A 17,272-nucleotide genomic window follows, 5' to 3' on the forward strand; every position below is an offset into this window, starting at 1 on the left:
GAAATAGCGTCAGGCCGCGGCATCTGCCGCGGCCTGACGCTGCTCTCTTTCCAATCGGCTCTCCCTACAGGCGCCCCGAACCCCGGCGGCGAGCCCCGTTCAATAGGCGGCCCGCACCGCCGTCTTTTCTTCCGTATCCCGCCGCAGTTCCTCCCGCAGCGCCCGAAGCCAGGGAAACTCGGCGGCATTTTCCTCTCCATAGACTAGGTTAAGCCCGTACTCCAATTCCGTCCAGGTCTCCAGCGGCGCCTCATTGTGCTGGAGCACGGCCTCCAACTTGTCCAGCGCCTTGTAGATCCTGGCCTCCGGCGTGGCCATGGCGTCCATCTCGGCAAAAAGCGCTTCCAATTCCCCCCGCACCGGCTGGGGCAGCGGTGCGAGCATGTCCGCTACCGCCCGCTCCTCCCGCTTTTCGTCGGAGGTCGTCTTTTGGAACGAGGGAATATCCCCTGTCACCGCCTCTCCGAAGTCGTGGATCAGGCACATCCGGAGCACCCGTTCCATATCCGCTCCCGGAAACTCTCCCCGCAGGAGCAGGGCCATCACGCCCAGCCGCCAACTGTGGGCCGCTACCGTCTCATGGCGGCCCGTGGAGGTCCAGGAGTGGAGGGTATTGCATTTGAGACGCTCCAACACGTGCATGAAATCAAGAAATTCCCTCTGCTCCATGTTTCCCTTCCCTTCTGAAGCGCAGGGGCCGGATCTACCGGCCCCTGTGCTTCTCTTTTTTCTTCTGTCGGCGGAGCTGAAACCTGCGCGCCTCCTCCGCCTCATCCCGTCTGCGGCGGTCCTCCCGCCGCTTCCGTTTGTTCTGCTCCCGCTGGAGCGCGATCGCCTGCTGGGCCCTGGTCCCGACTCCACCACGGAGCTGCTGCCCCGCCTTCCGCCGGGCCCGCTTGGGATTCGCCGCCTCGGCTCGCCTCACCCCCGTCACCGGCGGACTGAATCTCAGCTCCCGCCAGTGGCTCATGAGAAATGCATAGACCTCGTAATCTCTGGGCTCCGCGCCGAAGACAATCTTGCAGACCTCCAGCGTACCGCCCCATTCCCGCTCGAGCACTCCGATCCAGAAAGGCGCCTCAAAGCAGACGGTTATCCTTGCGTATCCCTGTTCCATATGCAGTTGTCCTCCCATTACCAGTATATCTGCGGAAAATGGACGACCCATGGGAGGGAGGGCTACTGACAGCCGCCGGGGGACGGGACCGGTCCCCGGCGGGCCGTGGCCGGACTACCAACCTGCCTGTGTTTTTATCTCCGCATCTTTATTTTACGACCAAACCCTCTGCCGGTCAACTCTGTTTGGCCTGGTACACCTCGTTGGAGCAGCCGCCGGTCCTTGCAAATTCCCGGAGGTTTTCCAGAGAGGTATGGATGATGTCCCGAATGGCAGTCTCTGTGAAAAAGGCGATATGGGGCGTCAGGATCACATTTTCCATTCCCATGAGCTCCTCCATCACAGGATCGCCCAGGTCCATCCCGGCGCAGTTTTTCCTCACAAAGGTCTCCTCGTGGTCGTAGACATCCGTCGCAAGCCCGGCGATCTTGCCGCTCTTGAGTCCGTCCAGCACATCTGCAAAATTCATGAGACCTCCTCTGGCGGTATTCACCAGATAGACCCCGTCCCTCATCTGCGCGATGGTCTCTGTGTTGATCATGTGCCGGTTCTCCTCGTTCAGCGCGCATTGCAGCACGATCAGCTCGGCCTCCCGGAGCACCGTTTCTTTCGTAACGTATTCCACATAGGGCTTCGCCGCCTCCCTGGGGTGGGGATTATACGCCAGGACCCGGCAGCCCATGGCTTTGAACAGTTGGGCCTCCCTTGTGCCCAGGCGGCCCGTTCCAAACAGGCCCACCGTCATGGCCCCAAGCTCCTTTCCCTGGATGCCGCTGAGGCTGAAGTCCTTTTTCTCCAGCATCTTCGACTCTCTTTTAAAATTTCGAAGGAGGTTCAACGTCAGTAGGAGGCAGAATTCCGGGACTGCGTTCAAACTGTAGGCCGGCACGTTTGCCGCACGGATCCCATAATTCTGGATGGCCTGCCGGTCGATATGTCCGAATCCGGTGCTGCGGGTGAGGATGTATCTGACGCCGGCCCCGTGGAGCCGCCGGGCCAGCGCCGGAGTGATCGTGCAGGGCGCGGTGATCAGGATCGCATCCGCCCCCTCCGCCAAGGCGGCGCTGTCCTCCGTCACATATTCCTTGGTAAGCACCAGCTCAATCTCCGGAAACCGCTCCGCCTCTTTTGCAAACAGTGGCCTTTCATCTTCCCTAAGTCCATATACCGTCGCTTTCATTGCGATCATCACACCTTTCCACCCTCCGGCAGGCCGTCGGGATTAGATTTTTTAAAGGCAGCCCGATCACCTGAGTACGGCGCCCTCCGCCGCCGAGGTAACCTGCCTGGCATATCGCGCCAGATAGCCGCGCGTCACCTTGGGGGGCGGACAGCTCCACCGCTTTCTCCGCTCCTCCAGGACGTCCTCCTCCACCAGTAGGGAGAGCCGGCGCTGATCGATATCATAGTCGATGATGTCCCCATCCTCTACCAGCGCGATGGGGCCGCCGGCGGCGGCCTCCGGGCAGATGTGCCCGATGCAGCCGCCTCTTGTGATTCCGGAAAATCTCCCGTCGGTGAGCAGCGGTACCCGCTCCCCCAGCCCCGAGCTCTGGATCAGCGTGATCAGCCGCGCCATCTCCGGCATGCCGGGCGCCCCCTTGGGCCCTTCGTAGCGGATAACGATGACCTCCCCCTCGTGGATCTCTCCGTTCAGGACAGCCGTCCTGCCCGCCGCCTCGCTGTCAAATACCCGGGCCCGACCCATAAATCTCCTGTCCTCGGCCTTGAGGGCCGCAGCTTTGATGACCGCTCCCTCCGGCGCCAAATTACCCCTGAGGATACACAGCCCCCCGTTGGGCAGGCGGGGGCGGTCCAGCGGGCGGATGACCTTTTCGTTCCAGACGACCGCAGAAGCTGTATTCTCTCCAGCCGTTTTCCCGGTGACCGTCATCACGCCGCCGTCAAGTAGTCCGCCCTCTATCCCCTCTTTCATCAGGGCCTGCACCCCCCCGGCTTCATAGAGATCGACGATATGGTCGGCGCCGCCCGGGGCCAGAGAACAGACGACCGGCACCTTGCTCCCCTTTTCCTCAAAATCATCCGGCGTGATACGGATCCCGACCTCATGGGCAATGGCAGGAAGATGCAGCAGAGTGTTCGTCGAGCATCCGATCAACAGATCCATAGTGATCGCATTCTGAAAGCTTGCCTCCGTTAGGATGTCTGAGGGCAGAATCTGCCGCCCCCAGAGCGCCATCACCTGCCTTCCGGCCTCTTTGGCCAGGCGGTTTCTCTCCGCGTAAACGGCGGGGATCGTCCCGTTTCCGGGCAGCGCCAGACCCAGGACCTCCGCCATGCACCCCATGGAGTTTGCCGTGTACATGCCCGCGCAGCAGCCGGACCCAGGCATACAGTGGTCCTCATATTCCATCAGGCGTTCGGCGCTGATCTCCCCCCGGCTGAATCGTCCCGCGTGCTGCGCTATGGTGGAGAGATTTTGCAGTGCCTCTTCCCCCGGCACGCGTCCAGGCAGCATCGGCCCGCCGGTCACCATGACGGACGGCAGATTCAGCCGCGCCGCCGCCATCAGCATGCCGGGCACAATCTTATCGCAGGCCGCCACGAAGACCATCGCGTCAAACCCATGCGCAGCCGCTTCACACTCGATGGAGTCGCAGATGACCTCCCTGCTCGGCAGCGAATACTTCGCGCCCTCCGTTGAACCACAATATCCGTCGCAGATCGCAATGGTGTGGAAAATCATCGGCGTACCGCCCCGGGCGATGACGCCCCGGGCCACGTCCTCGGCCAACTGATTCAGGCGGTTGTGCCCTGGAAAGGCGTCCGTCCAGGAACAGGCGATCCCCACAAAGGGCTGGGCGATCTCCTCCGATGTAAAGCCCGCCGCTTTCATCAATCCCCGTGTGCTGACCCGGTTGGGTCCCTCCTTGTGCGGGCAGGATTTACTCCCCTGCATGCTCGCTTCTCCCCCTTCGTTCTATCGTCTGCGCGGTATGGCGGCAAGGCGCTCTGCCGTCCTATGCGCCCGCTGCAGCTCCGGCAGCTTATCCATTGAAAAATTATATAATAAATGTTATGGGTTGTACATTAGTTGTTGCATTACCGTCTGTTACATTTCGGCCTCACAGTAGAACACAATCTATCGGAATATTTGCAGGAAAGCGTTGCAATTTCTTGCTTTACAGGGTAAAATAATGACTTGCATGAAAATAAAGGAGTGACGAAACATGACCGAGGAACACAAGACCCCCGGCGCCGCCGAACCCCCTGTAATGGCGCAGAACTTCATCCATGATTTTATCGACGAGGATATCGCACAGGGCGGGCAGTTCCAAGGTATGGCCGTCCACACCCGCTTCCCGCCCGAACCCAACGGCTACCTCCACATCGGGCATGCCAAGGCCATCTTTATCGACTTCGGCACCGCTGAAAAATACGGTGGCCTGTGCAACCTCCGCATGGACGACACCAATCCCACCAAGGAAGATGTGGAGTACGTGGAGGCCATCCAGGAGGACATCCACTGGTTGGGCTATGACTGGGGGGATCGCTTCTTCTATGCCTCCGACTACTTTGAGCAGATGTACGAGTATGCCGTGGAGCTCATCAAAAAGGGGCTGGCCTACGTCTGCGCCCTGACTCCTGAGGAGTTCCGGGAATATCGGGGCGATGTGAACACCCCTGCCCGCTCTCCCTGGCGGGACCGGCCTGTGGAGGAGAGCCTGGACCTCTTCGCCCGGATGAAGGCCGGGGAGTTCCCCAACGGCAAATATACCCTGCGGGCCAAAATCGACCTGAGCAGTGGCAACTTCAACATGCGGGACCCGGTGCTCTACCGCATCAACCATATGCACCACCACCGCCAGGGCGACAAATGGTGCATCTACCCCATGTATGACTTTGCCCACCCCCTGGAGGACGCGCTGGAGGGCATCACCCACTCCCTCTGTTCCCTGGAGTTTGAGGATCATCGCCCTCTCTACGACTGGGTCATCGCCAACTGCCCGGTGCCCTCTCATCCCCGGCAGATCGAGTTTGCCCGGCTGGGCATCAACTACACGGTCATGTCCAAGCGGAAGCTGCGGCAGTTGGTGGAGGAGGGCAAGGTCTCCGGCTGGGACGATCCCCGTATGCCCACCCTCTGCGGCCTGCGCCGCCGCGGCTATACCCCCCGCGCTATCCGCAACTTCTCCGAACGCAACGGCGTGAGCAAGGCATCCTCCACCGTGGAATTCGCCTTTCTGGAGCACTGTCTCCGGGAGGACCTCAACGAGACCGCACAGCGGGTCATGGCGGTGCTCCGCCCGGTAAAGCTCACCATCACCAACTATCCGGAGGGACAAAGCGAGAGCTTTCAGGTGGAGAACAACCCCAATCGGCCCGAGGACGGCACCCGGGAGGTCACCTTCTCCCGTGAGCTCTATATCGAGGCGGAGGATTTTCTGGAGACGCCGGTCCCCAAGTATAAGCGGCTGTTCCCCGGCGGCCCCGAGTGCCGGCTGAAGGGGGCCTACCTCATCAAATGTGTCGGCTGTGTCAAGGATGCGGACGGCCGTGTGACGGAGGTCCTGTGTGAGTACGACCCCGACTCCCGCGGCGGCGATCCCGCCGACGGGCGCAAGGTAAAGGGGGCCACCATCCACTGGGTGGACGCCGCCACCGCCGTGGACGCCGAGATCCGGCTCTATGACAACCTGTTTTCCGACGCAGACCCCGATGCCGGAGAGAAAAACTTTCTGGATTGCCTGAATCCCGCCTCCCTGGAAATCCTCACCGGGGCCAAGGTGGAGCGGAGCCTGGAACACGTCCAGGCTCCCGGGTCCTTCCAGTTCATGCGGCAGGGCTATTTCTGTGTGGACAACAGGGACAGCGCCCCCGGACGTCTGGTATTCAATCGCTCCGTAAGTCTGAAGGACAGCTTTAAATTTTAAGGCGCAGCGGCGGGGACGCCGTCCGGTGCCCCGCCTCCACCACTACAATGGAGGCTCACGAAATGAAGTATCTCTTCCGCAACGACTACTCCTTCGGCGCCCACCCAAAGGTCCTCTCCGCTCTGGCCGAGACCAGCCTGGAGGGAAACGTGGGCTATGGTGACGACGCTTACTGTGACCGGGCCAAGGCCCTCATCCGGGATCTCTGCCAGTGTCCCCAGGCCGAGGTCCAGTTCCTCATCGGCGGCACCCAGACCAACTTTACTGCCATCGCCGCCTTCCTGCGCCCCTGGGAGGGCGTGGTGGCGGCCGACTCCTCCCATATCAACGGGCACGAGGTCGGCGCGGTGGAAGCCACCGGGCATAAGATCCTCCAGGTATGCACCGGGGCTGATGGCAAGATCCGGCCTGAGCAGATCGAACCCATCCTGGAGCGGCACAGGGACGAACACCTGGTCAAGCCCCGGCTGGTGGAGATCGCCGACGCCACGGAAAGCGGCATGGTATACACCAAAGCGGAACTCACCGCTCTTTCGGAATTCTGCCGGGAGCACGATCTCCTGCTCTTCCTGGACGGTGCCCGTCTGGGCTGCGCTCTGGCCTCTGGGGCCAACGACCTCACATTGGCCGATCTGGCCCGGCTGACCGATGCCTTCTACATTGGCGGCACTAAAAACGGGGCCCTCATGGGGGAGGCTCTGGTCATTTCCAACCCCGCCCTCCAGGGCGACTTCTTCCGCATCAAGAAACAGCTCGGCGCGGTCCTGGCCAAGGGCTGGCTGCTGGGGGTCCAGTTCGAAGCGCTGCTGAAGGACGGACTCTACTTTGAGATGGCCCGCCACGCCAACGCCATGGCCGCCCGCCTCCAGAGCGGCCTGAAGGCCAAGGGGTGGAAGCTGTGGGTGGACTCCCCCACCAATCAAGTCTTTCCCATCGTGCCTGACAGCCTCAAGCCTCAAATCGATGCCGTGTGTCACTACGAGGACTGGTGCCCCGCCGACGGGCCCGGATATACCATCATCCGGTTCGTGACCTGCTTCAACACCGAGAAGTCGGACGTAGACGGCCTGTTGGCCGCCCTGCCCACCCTGTGAGGAGCCCCCCTATGAACGCCATGTATTACCTGAAAATCAAGATCCCCAACACCATTTACCGCATTGCCCAGTTTCTGGAGATCCTGGTTAGCCTTCTGGTCATCGCCGCCATCATATTGTCCTTTGGCACCATTCTCTCCCAGTTGGGCGTCATGGCCAGTCATCCGTCCGACACGGAGGGCCTGCGCAGCTTTCTCTCTACCGCCTTCACCGTTGTCATCGGCATTGAGTTTCTGAAAATGCTCAGCCGCCACAATATGAGTTCGGCTGTGGAGGTCCTGCTTTTCGCCATTGCCCGGCAGATGGTCATCGAGCATACCACCCCCATGGAAAATCTGATCATGGTCATCTCCATCGCCGTGCTCTTCATCATTCGGAAATACCTCTTCATCCCCGGTCTGGACGACAAACAGACCCTGACTGTCCCCAGGACCGACGAGCCTCTCTCCACGGAGGATGAATTTGCCGGCTCCACCCGGCACGAATAGCGCCGCCGGGCGACATACGCGCCGCGATATGGAAAGAGCCCCTGCTTCCAGCCAGGAAGCAGGGGCTCTCTTTGTTCTGTCAAAATAGATCCTTCATCTTCAGCACGATGCCCACCACCACGATGGCCACACCCGCAATGACCAGCGGGAACCACCAGAAATGGTCCAGGGGCAGGTTGGCCACGTTCATTCCATAGAAGCCGAAAATGATGTTGGGCAGGGTCAGCAGGATAGTGAGAGAGGTCAGCACCTTCATGATGACGTTCAGGTTATTGGAAATCACGGAGGCAAACGCATCCATCATACCTGAGATGATGGAGGAGTAGATATTCGCCATCTCAATGGCCTGCCGCACCTCAATGAGCACATCCTCCAGGAGATCGTGGTCCTCCTCGTAGAGGGTAATGATGCGTCCGCGCAGAATTTTTTCCAGGGTGACCTCGTTGGCCTTCAGGGAGGTGTTAAAGTAGACCAGAGACTTCTCCAGATCCAGCAGTTGGATGAGCTCCTTGTTCCGCTGGGACTTATAGAGCTGGCGCTCCATATAGTTATAGATCTTATCGATCTGCTTGAGGTACTGGAGGAACCGCTTCGCCACCTGCAGCAGCAGGTAGAGGATGAAGCTGGTCTTTTTCTGGGTCTCGGCGTTTTTCACCAATCCGTCCTGAAAGTCCCGGATCACAGGAGTCTCCTTCAGGCAGACGGTAATGATGCATTTTTCCGCCACGATGATGCCCAGCGGGAGGGTGGAGTATACCACCGCCTCCCCCTTCTCCACCGACGGGAGATCGATGATGATGAGGGTCTGCCCATCCTCGGTGTCGATCCGCGAGGTCTCCTCTTCGTCCAGGGCCGCCCGCAGGAAACCCGGGTCGATCCCCAAAAGGGCCGTAACGGTGGACATCTCATCCTCAGTGGGGTAAGTGAGGTTCACCCAGCACCCGTCCTCCACCTTGTCCAGCTTGGTCATCTGACCATTGATGGTCTTATGAATACTCAGCATTGGTACCACGCCTTTCTCTCCGGCGCGCTACCGCAGGGCATACCTCTCCCCTGTGAAACGCGCCGTCTTTATGTATTTACTTCGACTTCCAGGGTCGCTGCTCACGACGGTCTCACTCCTTTTAGGCTCGATTCTGTATTTTGAGAACGTTACTATTATATCCCCCGGGTCCTGGGATTGCAAGGGCAAAAAGCCGCCAGCGGAGGAACTCCGCCGGCGGCCTTCCGTCTTTCTAACATCCGTATCACATTATGGCCGGAGCCGTTATTTATCCTTGTTGAAAATCTTGAAAATGTCCACGAAGGGGTCCTCGTCCAGCGGGTCCGGAGGCGCCACGCGCTCCGCGCCCCCACGCTCGGCGGCCTGCTGGCTCACGGCGGCCTCTTTGCCTGCGGAGAAGGGGTTTTGCGGCATACCGCCGTTTTTTCCCTCCTCGAAGCCTGTGGAGATGACGGTAACGCGGATCTCATCCTCCAGCTCCTCGTCAAAAGCGGCGCCAAAAATAATGAGCGCGTCGGGATGGGCGGCCTGCTGCACCAGGTTGGCCGCGGTCTCCACCTCCTCCAGACCGATGTCCATGGAACCGGTGACGTTGACCAGCACACCGTGGGCGCCATTGATGGAGGTCTCCAGCAGGGGGCTGGAAATGGCCATTTTGGCGGCCTCCTCGGCCTTGTTCTTGCCCGCGGCCCGGCCCACACCCATATGGGCCATGCCCGCGTCCTTCATCACCGCAGTCACATCGGCAAAGTCCAGGTTGATGAACCCGGTATTCTTGATGAGGTCGGAAATGGACTGTACCGCCTGGCGCAGCACATCATCGGCGATCTCAAAGGCGTTCTGGAAGGTGATTTTCTGGTCGGTGGCAAATTTGAGCCGTTCATTGGGGATGATGACCAGGGAATCCACCTTGCCCCTCAACTCCTCGATGCCGGCCTCGGCCTGCTGCATCCGACGGCGGCCTTCAAAGGAAAAGGGCTTGGTCACCACACCCACGGTAAGGAGCCCTGCCTCCTTGGCGATATCGGCCACGATGGGGGCCGCGCCCGTGCCGGTGCCGCCGCCCATGCCGGCGGTGATGAACACCATATCCGCATCCTCCAGAGCCTTGGCGATCTGCCCCCGGCTCTCCTCCGCGGATTTGCGTCCCACATCCGGATTGGAGCCGGCGCCCTGACCGCCCGTCAGCTTCTCCCCAATCTGGATCTTATAGGTAGCGCTGGACGTGGCCAGCGCCTGCTTGTCCGTATTCACCGCGATAAAATCCACACCCTGCACACCGGAGCGCACCATGCGGTTGACCACGTTGCTGCCGCCGCCGCCCACGCCGATGACCTTGATGGTGACGACGCTCTCAGGCCCTGTATCCAGTCCAAAAGCCATGCCTGTTCCTCCTATGTAAATGACTAATTATAGTAACGAAAGTCACAAGAATATCAATATAATGTATTGTATCGCTCTTTTCCTGTGAGGTCAATAGGCTGGGAGACATTTCAAGCAACTTTCCCCGTCATTTTCCGCCTCCCGTCTGGTCGAAATAGACCTTATCCTCCCGAGTCAGGTCGATGGAACCGCTCTCATTGGTCTGGAGCTGTGCCACCGTCTCGTCCAACGCCCGCACTTTCAGGGCAAAGTTCTCCGGATTCATCGGGATCTTCACTGTAAAGCGCCCGTCGTACTCCAGGATGATATTTGCGGTGGAAGTGAGGTCGATGGAGGAGACCTTCTCCGCCATCCCCCGGTCGCTGAACGCCCGAAGGAGCTGGAGCAAGCTGTTCAGTTTGGCGCTGTCGGCATCCTCCACGGCCAGCCGGGTCCCCTCGACGGGCAGAAGGGCGGTAAGACCGCTGACCACAGCGGCCCCGGTCCCGGAAGCCGTCTGCTCCAGGACCTTTCCCTTGGCGTCGATGATCCACCAGCTCCCATTCCCCTGGATCACGGCGGCCGGCATGCACTCTGTCACCGTGATGACCACCCCGTCCGGCAGCGCCCGGCGGACGTTGACGTTATCTACATAGGGGAGCACAGAGGCAATCTTTCTCCCGGTCTGCACCGGGCTGATGAGGAAGAGGTTGTCCCCCTGTTCAATACCGGAGGCGGCTATGATCTCCTCCGCGGTATATTTGCTCTCACCGTCCACGGTGACCTCATCCACCCGGAAAAAAACCACGCAGCCCGCAGCGATCACAACCAGTATGATGACCAGCGACAAAAACTGGTAGAGGATGCCGAAACGTCCCCGGTTGCGCCTTTTTCTCTTGTTGGAGCGCCTTGCAGCCATGGGTCCGCCTCCGCGTGTCATTTTTTCCTCACAGTTGGGATAGTATAGCACAAAAAAGTGAGAAAATCGTTAAGAAATGCTTACAAATCCATAAGCAGGCGGCGGGGCCGCCGGGAACGGCGGCCCGTCCGCTTCTATGCTCTTGTGATTCCGGCCCCCAGCCCCCGCAGAGTCTCGTCCAGGCCGTAATACCCCCGGTCAATGTGGGTCAGGCCGGTGATCTCGCTCCGTCCATCGGCTCCTAGGGCCGCCACCACCAGGGCGGCCCCGCCCCGCAGATCGGCGGCCTTCAGTCCGGTGCCGCGGAGACGGTCTACGCCGCAGATCACCGCCACACGGCCCTCCACCCGGATATCCGCCCCCATGCGGCAGAGCTCATCCACATGCCGGTAGCGGCTTTCGAACATATTCTCCACAATGACGGTGGTCCCCTCGCTCCTGGTCAGAGCGGCCATGACCGGGGGCTGCGCGTCGGTGGGAAAGCCGGGGTAGGGCGCCGTGCGAATGGGGCGCACGCCCTTGAGCAGACCATCCCGACGGATGGTGATGTAATCGGCCCCGCTGCGGATCCGGCAGCCCGCCTCCGCCAGCACGGCGGTGACCGTAGATAGCTGCCGATAATCGGTGCCCAGGATCTCCGCCTCTCCGCCGGCGGAAGCCACCGCCGAGAGCAGTGTGGCCGCGACGATACGGTCCGGCATAACGGTATGCTCTCCGCCGTGGAGCACGTTTCCACCCCGGACTGTGACCACAGAGGAGCCCGCGCCCCGCACCTCGGCCCCCAGAGCCAGCAGGAATGCCTGCAGATCCACGATCTCCGGCTCCCGGGCGGCATTGGAGATCACTGTGGTCCCCTCCGCCCCACAGGCCGCCAGCATGGCGTTTTCCGTGGCCCCCACGCTGGGGATGGAGAGATTGATCTCACAGCCCGCCATATGCCCGCCGGGTAGGGCGCACAAGAGGGCGCCTCCCTCCTCCCGGATCTCCGCCCCTAGGGCCCGGATGGCGGCCAAGTGCAGGTCGATGGGCCTGGGGCCCAGCTCGCACCCCCCCGGCATGCTCAGGGCCGCGGAGCCGGTACGGGCCAGGATCGCCCCCAGGAAGATGACGGAGGACCGCATCTCCCGCATCAGGGCGTCGGGCACATCGTTTTGGGTCAGCTCCGAGGCGTCCACAGTAATGGTGTCCCCGGTCCGCGACACCTTGCATCCCAGATGCTCCAGGATCGAAATGGAGGCGCGGACGTCTGAGAGATCGGGGCAGTTGTGGACCACACTCACCCCTCTGCACAGAATCGTCGCCGCCAGGATCGGCAGCACGCTGTTCTTGGCCCCGTGGACTCTGGCCGTTCCACGCAGCGGTCTGCCGCCTTCCACCAGATAAGCACTCATATAGGTCCATCCTCCGCATTTCATGGTTTCAGGCCATACTATGCGGAAAGACGGGTATGTGACAGTGCCCGGCCTACTTCAGAAGTGCTATCAGCGTCTGGTAGATCTCCTCCGAGGCGTCGGTAACGGAGAGCTCGGTGAGACTTTTGGACATAGCCGTCAGTCGGTCCCGGTCCGCCAGCAGCTCCTTCGCTGTTCCATAGAGCCGCTTTCCGTCAATTTCCGGTTCCAGCAGAACCACTGCGGCCCCATGCTGCTCCAGCACTCTGGCGTTCTTTTCCTGGTGATTGTTGGTCACATTCGGGGAAGGCACCAGGATACAGGGCTTGGCGATGGCGGTGAGCTCGGAGATGGTGGATGCCCCTGCCCGACAGATCACCAAGTCGGCCGCGGCCATCACCAGGGGCATATCATAGATATACTCCCGCACCTCCACATCGCCCCCCTTGGTCAGCGCCACGCCCCGGCGCCCCAGCTCACCGGTCAGCCAGGCATAGTTCCGGCCCGCGCCGTGGAGATGGTGAATTGGACAGCCCTCTCCAACCTCCTCCGCGATGAAATCCGCCATATAGTGGTTCATCACGTCGGCCCCCAGGGACCCCCAATAGGAGAGCACCATGGGCTTTCCATCGGCAAGGCCCAGCTTTTGGCGGGCCTCCCTGCGGGTATCGTTGAAGAAGTCCCGCCGCACCGGCGTGCCGGTGACCACCACCCGTTCCGGATGGGGATAGTGCTGCCTGGAGTCCTCAAAGCCCACCATGACCCGGTCCACCACCTTGGAGAGCATCTTGGTGGTGAGGCCGGGAACTGCGTTGGACTCGTGGACGGCGGTGGGGATACCCCGCCGCGCCGCCTCCTTGACCACGGGATAGGAGGCGTAGCCGCCGGTGCCCACCACCAAGTCGGGCCGGAATTCATCCAGAATGGCCCTGGCCTGCCGCCTCGCCTGGGGCAGCGTGACAACGGTCATGACATTGTGCTTGATGTCCTTCCATTTCCAGGCCCGGTGGATGGTGTTCACGTGGACGGTGCGCAGTTCATAGCCCTCATGGGGCACCAGCGTCCGCTCCATCCCGTTGTCCGCTCCGGCGAAGAGAACCTGGCAGCCCTGATGCCGGAACTGGAAGAGCCGGGCCAGCGCGATGGCCGGATTGATATGCCCCGCGGTACCGCCGCAGGTAAAGAGTATCTTCAAGGGAACACCTTCTCTAACCGGCCTTGGGGGCCGGGATTTGTCTTGACACGCTCAGCACGATGCCCATCTCCAGCAGCTGGATCAGCAGGGCCGTGCCCCCGTAACTGAAAAACGGCAGAGAGATGCCGGTGACGGGAAAGAGATTGGTGACCACGCCGATGTTCAAAAACACCTGGACCGCCACCTGTGTGGTAACACCCACGATGAGCAGGGCCCCGAACCGGTCCCTGGCATGGATGGCCAGCCAGTAGCCCCGGATGATAAGCAGTGCAAACAGGATGAGCACCAGAGCTGCTCCGATATAGCCCAGCTCTTCGCAGACGATGGAGAATACGAAATCGTTCTGCGGCTCCGGGATGTAGAGGAACTTCTGGCGGCTGTTGCCCAGGCCCACGCCCAACAGACCGCCGGAGCCGATGGCGTAGAGGGACTGGATGGTCTGGTAGCCGTCGCCCCGCATATCCGACCAAGGGTTCTGCCAGATGGCGATGCGGTCGTTCATATAGGGGGTCATATTGATGATGAAAAAGAGCCCCACCGCCGCAATGGCCCCTCCTGCGGCAAACCAGCCCAGACGGATCCCGGCGGCAAAGAGGATGGAGGCACCGATGGCCAGGATGAGGATGGTCGCGGACATATGGGGCTCCAGCAGCAGAAGGCCCGCGATGACGACCAAGACCACCCCGTAGGGCACCAGCTCCAGGAAGCCGATCCGGTCGAGAAGGTCCAGTACGCGCCCCTTAAATTGATGCCTATCGAATTTTTTCTTTTTCTCCGTGTTCCGCTTGGCCAGCCGGGCGGAGAAGTAGAGGATGACGCCCAGCTTGGCGGCCTCCGAGGGCTGCCACTGGGGGATGGGCCCGAAGGCCCGGATCCAGCGGTTGGCACCGTTGGCGGTCGTGCCGATGCCGGGAACCTTCACCAGGATCAGCAGGACGATGGAGGCCCCCAGCGCGAAGACGGACATCCACCGCAGGCTCTGGTAGTTAACCTTGGACATAACATACATGGCCGCCACCCCCGCCGCGCCGAAAAGGCCCTGGCGCAGGAAGTAGTAGGTGGCATCGTGATCGGTGCGGGTATAGAGGGCGTAGGCATAGGACGCCGAGAACATCATGATGAGGCCGATGCCTGTGAGCAGCAGCACCAGCATGAGAAAAGGCAGGTCCATGGGACCCCTGGCGAGCTGTTCTTCCACGGTGAGATCGCGCTTGAGTTTACGGGCCATAGGTTACCTGCCTTTCAGGGAAGTGGGGGTCATACCGGATAGCGGTTCAAAACGCCTAGGAACGCCACGGCGCAGAACGCCAGGGATACCAGTGCGAACACCGCCACCACCTTTTTCTCGCTCCACCCCCCCATTTCGAAGTGATGGTGAAGGGGGGCCATGCGGAAAATACGCTTTCCATGGGTGGCCTTGAAATAGACCACCTGGATGATGTCCGAGAGGGTCTCCGCGATATAGACGATACCCACCAGGATGAGGATGAGGGGCATATCGAATGCAAAGGCCAGTCCGCACACCGCGCCCCCCAGGAACAGGGACCCGGTGTCGCCCATAAAGACCTTGGCCGGATAGTGGTTGTAGAGCAGGAACGCGCACAGGCCGCCGAAGAGGGCGCCGCCGAAGATGCCCAGGTCAGGGATGCTCCAGTACCAGGCCACGGCGGAGAAAAAGGCCGCTACCGGCAGGGTGACGCTGGAGGAGAGGCCGTCCACGCCGTCGGTGATGTTCACGGCATTCACCGTCCCCACCATGACGAAGGCCGCAAAGACCATGTAAAGCATCCACGGCAGCTCCACCGTCACATTGGCAAAGGGGATATAGAGATGAGGTGCCAGATAGCCGAAGTGGCGCAGCAGGGCGGTAAAGGCAATGGCCGCCGCCAGCTGAAGCAAGAACTTGGGGCCGGCGGTCAGGCCGGTGTTCTCATGCTTTTTGACCTTTTCATAGTCATCCAGATAGCCGATGACACCGAACACCAGCGCGAAGCAAAAGACAAAAACGGCGCGGAAGTCCCCCCTGGCAATATCCGGCCAGCCGATGAGGACAATGGCGACCAGGATGCCCAGAATAAACATGAGCCCGCCCATGGTGGGGGTACCCTGTTTGGACATATGCCAGGTGGGGCCGTCCTCCTTGATGGACTGTCCCGCCTTCATTCGGCGCAGGATGGGGATCAGGAGCTTTCCGGCAATGGCCGAGACCGCAAAAGACACCAGCGCAGCAATCAGTATTCTCATCTATTCAACCTCCTTGGCAAATTCCCAAACGGGGATTATACCATATTACCGCGCAGAGGGAAAGAGAAAAGTATCGGAACGCCGCTCTTATCCGCGTCTGCCCCGGGCAAAAAAACCGGCGACCTCCTCCCGCTCGTCCAGATGGAACTGGACGCCGTCGATCTCCTGATAGGTCTCATGTCCCTTGCCTGCCAGCACCACCACATCTCCGGTCCCGGCCTCTGAAAGGGCCAGCCGGATGGCGGCGCGGCGGTCCGGCTCTACACGGACGGGCGTATCCGTCCCCTCCATCCCCTTCAGAATATCTGCGATGATGGCAACCGGCTCCTCGGTGCGGGGGTTATCCGAGGTGACGACACATATATCGGCAAGGGCCGCGGCAATGGAGCCCATCACAGGACGCTTGCTCCTGTCCCGGTCTCCTCCGCAGCCAAACAGGCAGATGACCCGCCGGTCCGTCAGATCCCGCACCGTGGTAAGGATGTTCTCCAGGGCATCCGGCGTATGGGCATAGTCGATGATGACCGTATAGGCCGCCGGAACGGGGACTACCTCTACCCGCCCTTTCACCCCCCTTGCCGAGCGCAGGGCGGCGGCGATGTCCGGAAGTCCTGCGCCCAGGTTCAGGGCACACGCCACCACGCCCAGAGCGTTGTAGATGGAAAAGCCGCCCGGAATGGGAAGAAAGATGCGGCCGATGGTGTTCCTCGCCACGGCCTCAAACTCCACATGGCTGGGAAAGAGGCGGATGTTCTTGGCCACCAGATCGGCCTCATCCTTCCGCTCGGAATAGGTGAACACCGGACATGGGGCGCTTTCCGCATAGTATCGCCCCGCATCATCGTCCAGGTTGACGACGGCCAGATCCGTCTGGTCAAAAAGCAGACCCTTGGCCGCCCGATAAGCCTCCATGGTGCCGTGGAAGTCCAGATGATCCGGGGTCAGGTTCGTAAAGATACCCGCCGCAAACCGGATGCCGCCGGTGCGGTGGAGGACCAGTGCGATGGAGGACGCCTCCATGACCACATGGGTGCAGCCCGCGTCGGCCATGGCGCGCAGCAGTTCCTGGAGCTCATAGGATTCCGGGGTAGTGCGGTGGGCCGGAAGCACCTCCTCCCCGATCATATTCTGATTGGTCCCGATGAGCCCCACCTTGGCGTGCAGGGCCCCCTCCAGCGCGGCTTTGAGAAGGTAGGTCGTTGTGGTCTTGCCATTGGTCCCCGTCACAGCCACACAGGTAAGCGCCTCCGCCGGGTGCCCGAACCAGTTCGCAGAGATCAGCGCCAGGGCCGCCCGGGGGTCCTCCGCCGTCAGCCAGGGTCCGTCAAAGTCCGGCGCGCGGCGGCAGAGCACCGCCACCGCCCCTTTTTCCAGCGCCTCCCGGATATAGAGCTGTCCGTCGGTTTTATAGCCCTCCAGCGCCGCAAACAGGCCGCCCGGGGCCATGGTCCGGGTGTCGTAGCTGACTCCTGTGATTTCCACGTCCTGGTCCGCGCGGCAGCCGGTGAGCGCCACACCGCGGAGCAATTGGTTCAGCTTCATGATTCACCCCCGATGGTTGGTT

Annotated in this window: 15 protein-coding genes; 3 read left to right on the plus strand and 12 right to left on the minus strand. The window is 61.1% G+C overall.

The annotated features are described in order from the left end of the window. Positions 1-99: 99 nt before the first annotated feature. The 4 genes from SRB521_RS10735 to ilvD all read right to left on the minus strand — a co-directional run bounded on the left by SRB521_RS10735 (position 100) and on the right by ilvD (position 4,037). The gene (locus tag SRB521_RS10735) at positions 100-669 is read right to left on the minus strand and encodes an HD domain-containing protein (protein ID WP_116721831.1); all 570 of its coding nucleotides are present in this window, start codon (positions 667-669) and stop codon (positions 100-102) included. A gap of 34 nt (positions 670-703) precedes the next feature. Then, positions 704-1,117 carry a YjdF family protein gene (locus SRB521_RS10740; RefSeq protein ID WP_116721832.1) on the minus strand — a complete coding sequence of 138 codons (414 nt, stop codon included), beginning with the start codon at positions 1,115-1,117 and terminating at the stop codon, positions 704-706. Positions 1,118-1,292: 175 nt separating this feature from the next. Then, positions 1,293-2,297, minus strand: coding sequence for an NAD(P)-dependent oxidoreductase (locus SRB521_RS10745; protein ID WP_165816290.1), 1,005 nt, complete (start codon positions 2,295-2,297; stop codon positions 1,293-1,295). A 66-nt stretch (positions 2,298-2,363) separates the two neighbouring features. Beyond that, positions 2,364-4,037, minus strand: coding sequence for a dihydroxy-acid dehydratase (ilvD, locus tag SRB521_RS10750; protein WP_116721833.1), 1,674 nt, complete (start codon positions 4,035-4,037; stop codon positions 2,364-2,366). 271 nt (positions 4,038-4,308) lie between these two features. On the opposite strand from ilvD, the gene SRB521_RS10755 reads away from it, so the two are divergent. The 3 genes from SRB521_RS10755 (at position 4,309) to SRB521_RS10765 (ending at position 7,594) form a co-directional block, all read left to right on the plus strand. Continuing rightward, complete coding sequence (locus tag SRB521_RS10755) at positions 4,309-6,012, plus strand: glutamine--tRNA ligase/YqeY domain fusion protein (protein ID WP_075703545.1); 1,704 nt, start codon at positions 4,309-4,311, stop codon at positions 6,010-6,012. Positions 6,013-6,074: 62 nt separating this feature from the next. Next, entirely contained in the window at positions 6,075-7,106 is a 1,032-nt protein-coding gene (locus SRB521_RS10760; protein WP_116721834.1) for a threonine aldolase family protein, read from the plus strand. 11 nt (positions 7,107-7,117) lie between these two features. Then, entirely contained in the window at positions 7,118-7,594 is a 477-nt protein-coding gene (locus SRB521_RS10765) for a phosphate-starvation-inducible PsiE family protein (RefSeq protein ID WP_075703543.1), read from the plus strand. A gap of 79 nt (positions 7,595-7,673) precedes the next feature. Here SRB521_RS10765 and SRB521_RS10770 read toward each other — a convergent pair whose 3' ends face one another. The 8 genes from SRB521_RS10770 to SRB521_RS10805 all read right to left on the minus strand — a co-directional run bounded on the left by SRB521_RS10770 (position 7,674) and on the right by SRB521_RS10805 (position 17,250). Next, positions 7,674-8,597: a magnesium transporter CorA family protein gene (locus SRB521_RS10770; protein ID WP_033116220.1), complete on the minus strand. Its 924-nt coding sequence runs from the start codon at positions 8,595-8,597 to the stop codon at positions 7,674-7,676. Positions 8,598-8,861: 264 nt separating this feature from the next. Next, entirely contained in the window at positions 8,862-9,980 is a 1,119-nt protein-coding gene (ftsZ, locus tag SRB521_RS10775; protein WP_033116221.1) for a cell division protein FtsZ, read from the minus strand. 127 nt (positions 9,981-10,107) lie between these two features. Next, a complete protein-coding gene (locus SRB521_RS10780) occupies positions 10,108-10,878 on the minus strand; it encodes a cell division protein FtsQ/DivIB (RefSeq protein WP_052082337.1) in 771 nt (256 codons plus the stop codon). A gap of 134 nt (positions 10,879-11,012) precedes the next feature. Continuing rightward, positions 11,013-12,269, minus strand: a complete 1,257-nt coding sequence (murA, locus tag SRB521_RS10785) for a UDP-N-acetylglucosamine 1-carboxyvinyltransferase (protein WP_075703541.1) — start codon at positions 12,267-12,269, stop codon at positions 11,013-11,015. 73 nt (positions 12,270-12,342) lie between these two features. After that, complete coding sequence (gene murG / locus SRB521_RS10790; RefSeq protein ID WP_116721835.1) at positions 12,343-13,464, minus strand: undecaprenyldiphospho-muramoylpentapeptide beta-N-acetylglucosaminyltransferase; 1,122 nt, start codon at positions 13,462-13,464, stop codon at positions 12,343-12,345. Between the two features lie 13 nt (positions 13,465-13,477). After that, complete coding sequence (ftsW, locus tag SRB521_RS10795; protein WP_242857412.1) at positions 13,478-14,692, minus strand: putative lipid II flippase FtsW; 1,215 nt, start codon at positions 14,690-14,692, stop codon at positions 13,478-13,480. A gap of 29 nt (positions 14,693-14,721) precedes the next feature. Further along, positions 14,722-15,708, minus strand: coding sequence for a phospho-N-acetylmuramoyl-pentapeptide-transferase (gene mraY, locus SRB521_RS10800; RefSeq protein ID WP_075703539.1), 987 nt, complete (start codon positions 15,706-15,708; stop codon positions 14,722-14,724). Between the two features lie 87 nt (positions 15,709-15,795). After that, positions 15,796-17,250: a UDP-N-acetylmuramoyl-L-alanyl-D-glutamate--2,6-diaminopimelate ligase gene (locus tag SRB521_RS10805; RefSeq protein ID WP_116721836.1), complete on the minus strand. Its 1,455-nt coding sequence runs from the start codon at positions 17,248-17,250 to the stop codon at positions 15,796-15,798. Between the last annotated feature and the right edge of the window lie 22 nt (positions 17,251-17,272).

The sequence above is a fragment of the Intestinimonas butyriciproducens genome (assembly GCF_004154955.1).
Taxonomy (GTDB): domain Bacteria; phylum Bacillota; class Clostridia; order Oscillospirales; family Oscillospiraceae; genus Intestinimonas; species Intestinimonas butyriciproducens.